We start from the raw sequence: 4,658 nt of genomic DNA on the forward strand, positions 1-4,658 counted from the left end.
GCTCTTCATCGCGGGCTTGGCTGCTGGTGGCGGCGATTCAACTTTCGGCGGCGGCGCAGCGGCGGCCGCAGGTTTCTCGGCCGCGGCCGGCTTCGCCTCGTCGTCGGCAATGATGCGACGGATCGACGCCAGAATCTCCTCCATCGAGGGCTCTTGGACCTTCGCAGGTTGCGTCATCTCCGACTCCACATCGAACTTTATTTTACATCAAGCCCGAGAGGATTCGCCGGTTCCGATGAAGCGGGCGGAGATTTTCGTTGCTCCCGCCCGACTTGTCCCCAGATCAAGCCCGCCCGAGGCTCTGTGCAAGCTTCGTGTCGCCCAATGCGGCGTGATCACAGGTGGCGTCGCACCTGCCATCACGCAACGCCGGCGCGAATCGCCTTGCTGCCCGACAAAACGGTATGTCAGGCCAATTATCGATTGCAAGCAAACGCGCCAGTCTGTGGTCCTGATTAACTCAGAACCACAAACATGGCGCGACAAGCGATGTTGACGTGAAGGTGTTTAGCGGCCGTCGGGCGTGCGTACGCCGGCCCAATTGTCGCGCACCTGCTGGTAATGCACGCTGGCATCATAGACGTTGGTCGAAAGGCCCATCACCTGCGGTGACAGCCGGCCAATCGCGCTCAGCACGTTGTAGGATGCAACGACGCGGTCGTGTTGCGCGGTGACGAGTGCGTTGCGCGCATTGACCAGCGCCTGCTGCGCGTTGAGCACGTCCAGCGTGGTGCGCTGGCCGGCCTTGGCCTCTTCGCGGACGCCGTTCAGCGCGATTTCGGACGCGGTGACCTGCGCCTGCGCCGACGCGACCTGCGACTTGCCGGCGACCAGCTGGCCCCAAGCGGTGACGACGTTGGCGCGCGCCTGATCCCTGGTCTGTTCGAGGACCAGACGCTGCTGCGCCAGTGATTCCTTCGACTGCCGGATCAGCGAGTATTCAGTGCCGCCCTGATAGATCGGCACCGATACTTGAACTTGCGCTGCGGCATTGAAGAGGCGGTTCACCGACAATTGTTGCTGGTAGCCTTCGGTCACCGACGCCTGCAACCCAACCGTCGGCAGCAGCGCGCCTTCGGCGACCTTGGTCTGCAGGAAGTTGACGTCGACGCCGTACATCGCGGACGTGACGTTCGGATTCTGGGTCAGGCTGAGCTCGACGGCGGCCGCCAGCGTCGCCGGCAGGAAGCGATCGACCGGCGAGCCGGGCGCGAGATTCTGCGGTTCGTTGCCGATGATGCGGCGGAAGTTCGACCGCGTCGTCGTCAGGTTCGATTCCGCGGTGAGCTGCTGGGTCTTGCCGGCCGCAAGCTGTGCCTCGGATTGAGCCACGTCGGTCCGCGTCACTTCGCCCACGTTGAAGCGGTCCTGCGTCTGCTTCAGCGTCTGTTCCAGCACGCGCGTGTTGCTGCGCTGGACTTCCACGATCGCCGCGTCGCGGAGATAGTCCATATAGATCGTGGCTGCGCTCAAGATGACGGTCTGCTCGAGCACGCGCAGACCCTCGCGTGCCGACGACACCTGGCTTTCGGCTGCGCGCACCCTATGCGGGGTCTGCGCATTGTACAGCGACTGGTTCACCGTCAGACCTGCGCTGGCCGGATTTTGGGTGCCGTGAATCGAGTCCCTGATGCCCGTCGGCTGCTGGTCGCTGTATTGATATCCGCCGCTCACCGTCAGCGCGGCTTTCGGACGATAACCCGAGAGCGCCTGGGGAACGTTTTCGTCAGTCGCCCGCACCAGCGCGCGTTGCGCGTTCAGCTGGGGATTGTTCTGGTAGGACCGCACCAGCGCGGCCTCGATAGTATCGGCAAGCGCGGGCACGGGGCCCATCTCCGCCAACAGAAGGACGGCAGTCGCAGCCGCGGTGATAAGCTTCACCCCACGCATCCCCGGTAATCCAATCATTGTAGTCGCCGTCTCCACACGCAAGTCAGTTCCGGCGGTCGCTTCAGACGAAGTGAGTCCCGCCTCACCTTAGTCCGCAGCTAAGGGCAACGGAACTACCCCGCAACGGAACGCGGTGGAAACTCTTCACATGGGGCAAACGGGCCACACTTCTGATTCAGAACGGGATTTTATCAGCTGGCGCAGCGCGGTAGCGATCAGAAGACGAACGCCGGAACGCGTTCCAGTCCAGGCAGCACGGGGGCGGTGGCGTCGAACAGCTCGCGATGCCCGAAATCCCCGTGGGAGTGAGTCACGAGGGTGGCGCGCGGCGGCGGCGTCAGGCCGAACACCCCGACCAGCCGGCCCCCCTCCTTGAGCTGGCCGAACAGCCCGGTCGGGATAATCTCGGTCGCACCGTTGAGAACGATGACATCATATGGCGCGCGGCGGCATCACCATCGGCGGCGGCTGCGGTCTTGACGGTCACATTCTGGATGCCGAGCTGGGCGAACGCTGCGGAGGCCTTCGCGGCCAGCGCCGGATCGCCTTCGGTTGCGCTGACCTCTCCGGCAAACCGCGCCACGACGGCGGCGGCGTAGCCGGTCGCGCAGCCGACGACCAGGACGCGGTCGGTCGCCTTGATCTCGGCGGCTTGCAGCATCCGGGCGAGCAACGCCGGCGTGATCAGGCAGCGCCTGGCCGCGCCGCCCTCGGTCACGTCGAGATCGAGGTCCAGATAGGCCAGTGCCTGCTTGCCGGCCGGCACGAATACCTCGCGCGGCACGGTCAGCATGGCTTCGAGAATACGATCGTCGGTCACGTCGCTCGGACGCACCTGACCATCCACCATGTACTGGCGCGCGGTCGAAAAACCGGTCATTGGCGGGACCCTGCAAGTCGCGGCATTGCCGCTGGAGAAGCTAGAACAGGGCCATCTTTTGGAACAAGCTCCGCCAAAACGCAACACGCCGTTGGCGTGCAAAACCCGCTCCCAAAATGCGCGCCATGGTGCGCTCTATTCGATCGTGACGGCAAGCCGGCCGATCAGGCGGGCCACTTCATCGAGATGCTCGGAATCATGCTCCTCGACGGCCCTCGCGAGCCGGCGGACACACTCGTCGTCACTGATGTCGGGAGCATCGCTCGGAACAAGCGTCGGCTGCGGCATCGACAGGTCGATCAGGTTAATGGCCATCAAAATCACCTCTCAAGACCCGGCAGGACGAAGTGTCGACGGTTATTGAGTCGATTTGACGACGTTTTTTGTCTGTCCGTAGCGGACCACAGGCTTGTGATGGGCGTGAAGGGTCTTGATGGGGCCAAAACTGGCTCCCCGGGCTGGATTCGAACCAGCGACCATTCGATTAACAGTCGAATGCTCTACCGCTGAGCTACCGAGGAATAGGCGAACAAAATGTTCGCGAGCGGGCAGCGTATAACAAAGCCTTTCGGCCTTGCAAAGAACCAAATGGGCCTCCGGCGAAACTTTAGCGGGGCACGGTAAACCTCTGCGGTGCAAGGCTTTGCCGGCGTTCCAGGGCGATGCAGGCCTGTCCCGGCTGTCTCGTTATCGGCGCCGCGGGCGCCGGGAAACACCGCCGGGCGCGGCCATTTCGCCGCGCCGCTGATTCTTCCGCGGGCACGCCCCGCCCCTGACGTCATTCCGCGATGAACGAGGTGGTCTTGCCGGGGTCGTAGCGCAGCCTCAGGACGTTGAGCTTGCAGAGATTGACGTTCTTCCACAGTACCGATTCATTGTAGTTGGCCCAGTCGACCTTGATGTTCCAGACACAGCCTTCGTCGTCGTTGCCGAACTCGACGCAAGCGGTGTCCTGGTTCTTCAACGTGCCCTCGAGCTCGTTCTCCCATTCGTCGAGGCCGTCATCGGGTCCGTTGAAACCGAGAAACTTGATGGCGTATCCGGTCTCGTTGACCACCGAGACGTTGCGGTTATCGGCGGCCGATGCGGGCGCCGCGATCAACGCCAGTCCCATCACAAGCAGTGCCGGCAAAATAAACTTCATTGAAAATCTCCTGGCAGGCGGCCGCACATCGGTGTGCGGCGTCACCTCCTTAGCGATCGTGCTACACGAGTACAAATCGTGCACAAAATGCGAAGCGCTTCGCTCGGAAGCGCTCTATCGCGCAGCGATGGCGGCAATGAACAGCGCCGTCGCCGCAAACGAGGCAATGGTCCGCACGTGGTTCCAGAAGGTCCAGTCGGTCAGGTAGCGCGCCCAGACCAGCGCGGCCGCGGTGCTCGCGGGATCTGTGGCCGCAAGCTGATCGTTCAGCGGCACGTTGAAGGCGACCGTGACGACGAACATCCCGACGACATAGAGGCCGCCGCCGCAGATCATCGCAAGCGCGCCCGGCTCCTGCCATCGCAGCCCGCCGAGCACGACGAGCCCGGCGCAAGACAGCGTGGTGCCGAGGAAGACCGGCATGAACAGCGAGCGCACGATGTCGACATTGATCGCGTTCATCGCCGAGATGCCGGCGGCCTGGTCGATGCGGCCGAGCGCGGTCATGACGAACGCCGAGAACGCGAGATAGACCCCGGCAAGCAGGCCGCAGCCGAGCGCGGAAAGCCACAGCAAGCCCGAGGTCAGGATATTGCGCATCGCTCGACCTCCAAAAGCGAGAGATACTCGCATTTGTAAAATGCGATAGACTCTCGTATTTGAGACGTCAATCCCGATTTCGGAGGAGAGAGATGGCGAGACGAAAGGCCGCGCCCGCGGCAGGGGCCGCGCCCGGGGCAGCGG

The 4,658-nt window shown here is 63.3% G+C and carries 6 protein-coding genes, 1 tRNA gene and 1 pseudogene; all 8 read right to left on the bottom strand.

Going from position 1 to position 4,658, the window contains the following annotated elements:
• Nucleotides 1-177 (bottom strand): annotated as a pseudogene (locus tag H8B02_RS45415) (DUF2497 domain-containing protein); the annotation flags it as partial.
• Between the two features lie 330 nt (nt 178-507).
• Complete coding sequence (locus tag H8B02_RS45420) at nt 508-1,890, bottom strand: TolC family outer membrane protein (protein WP_229172237.1); 1,383 nt, start codon at nt 1,888-1,890, stop codon at nt 508-510.
• A gap of 215 nt (nt 1,891-2,105) precedes the next feature.
• Entirely contained in the window at nt 2,106-2,318 is a 213-nt protein-coding gene (locus H8B02_RS49395) for a hypothetical protein (RefSeq protein WP_512699925.1), read from the bottom strand.
• On the bottom strand, nt 2,228-2,770 hold the full coding sequence (locus tag H8B02_RS45425; protein WP_512699924.1) for a protein-L-isoaspartate O-methyltransferase family protein: 543 nt from the start codon (nt 2,768-2,770) through the stop codon (nt 2,228-2,230). The genes H8B02_RS49395 and H8B02_RS45425 overlap by 91 nt, the downstream gene beginning before the upstream one ends.
• 135 nt (nt 2,771-2,905) lie before the next feature.
• On the bottom strand, nt 2,906-3,085 hold the full coding sequence (locus H8B02_RS45430) for a hypothetical protein (RefSeq protein WP_050404540.1): 180 nt from the start codon (nt 3,083-3,085) through the stop codon (nt 2,906-2,908).
• Between the two features lie 131 nt (nt 3,086-3,216).
• Nucleotides 3,217-3,291 (bottom strand) — tRNA-Asn (locus tag H8B02_RS45435).
• 257 nt (nt 3,292-3,548) lie between these two features.
• Entirely contained in the window at nt 3,549-3,914 is a 366-nt protein-coding gene (locus H8B02_RS45440) for a hypothetical protein (RefSeq protein WP_229172238.1), read from the bottom strand.
• A gap of 114 nt (nt 3,915-4,028) precedes the next feature.
• Nucleotides 4,029-4,514 carry an anthrone oxygenase family protein gene (locus tag H8B02_RS45445; RefSeq protein ID WP_229172239.1) on the bottom strand — a complete coding sequence of 162 codons (486 nt, stop codon included), beginning with the start codon at nt 4,512-4,514 and terminating at the stop codon, nt 4,029-4,031.
• Between the last annotated feature and the right edge of the window lie 144 nt (nt 4,515-4,658).

Source organism: Bradyrhizobium altum, from assembly GCF_020889705.1.
In the GTDB taxonomy this organism is placed as follows: domain Bacteria; phylum Pseudomonadota; class Alphaproteobacteria; order Rhizobiales; family Xanthobacteraceae; genus Bradyrhizobium; species Bradyrhizobium altum.

Excerpts from the sequence above, each read along its gene's own strand:
- H8B02_RS45420 (WP_229172237.1), bottom strand. The coding sequence starts at position 1,890 with ATGCGTGGGGTGAAGCTTATCACCGCGGCTGCGACTGCCGTCCTTCTG.
- H8B02_RS45425 (WP_512699924.1), bottom strand. The coding sequence starts at position 2,770 with ATGACCGGTTTTTCGACCGCGCGCCAGTACATGGTGGATGGTCAGGTG.
- H8B02_RS45430 (WP_050404540.1), bottom strand. The coding sequence starts at position 3,085 with ATGGCCATTAACCTGATCGACCTGTCGATGCCGCAGCCGACGCTTGTT.
- H8B02_RS45440 (WP_229172238.1), bottom strand. The coding sequence starts at position 3,914 with ATGAAGTTTATTTTGCCGGCACTGCTTGTGATGGGACTGGCGTTGATC.
- H8B02_RS45445 (WP_229172239.1), bottom strand. The coding sequence starts at position 4,514 with ATGCGCAATATCCTGACCTCGGGCTTGCTGTGGCTTTCCGCGCTCGGC.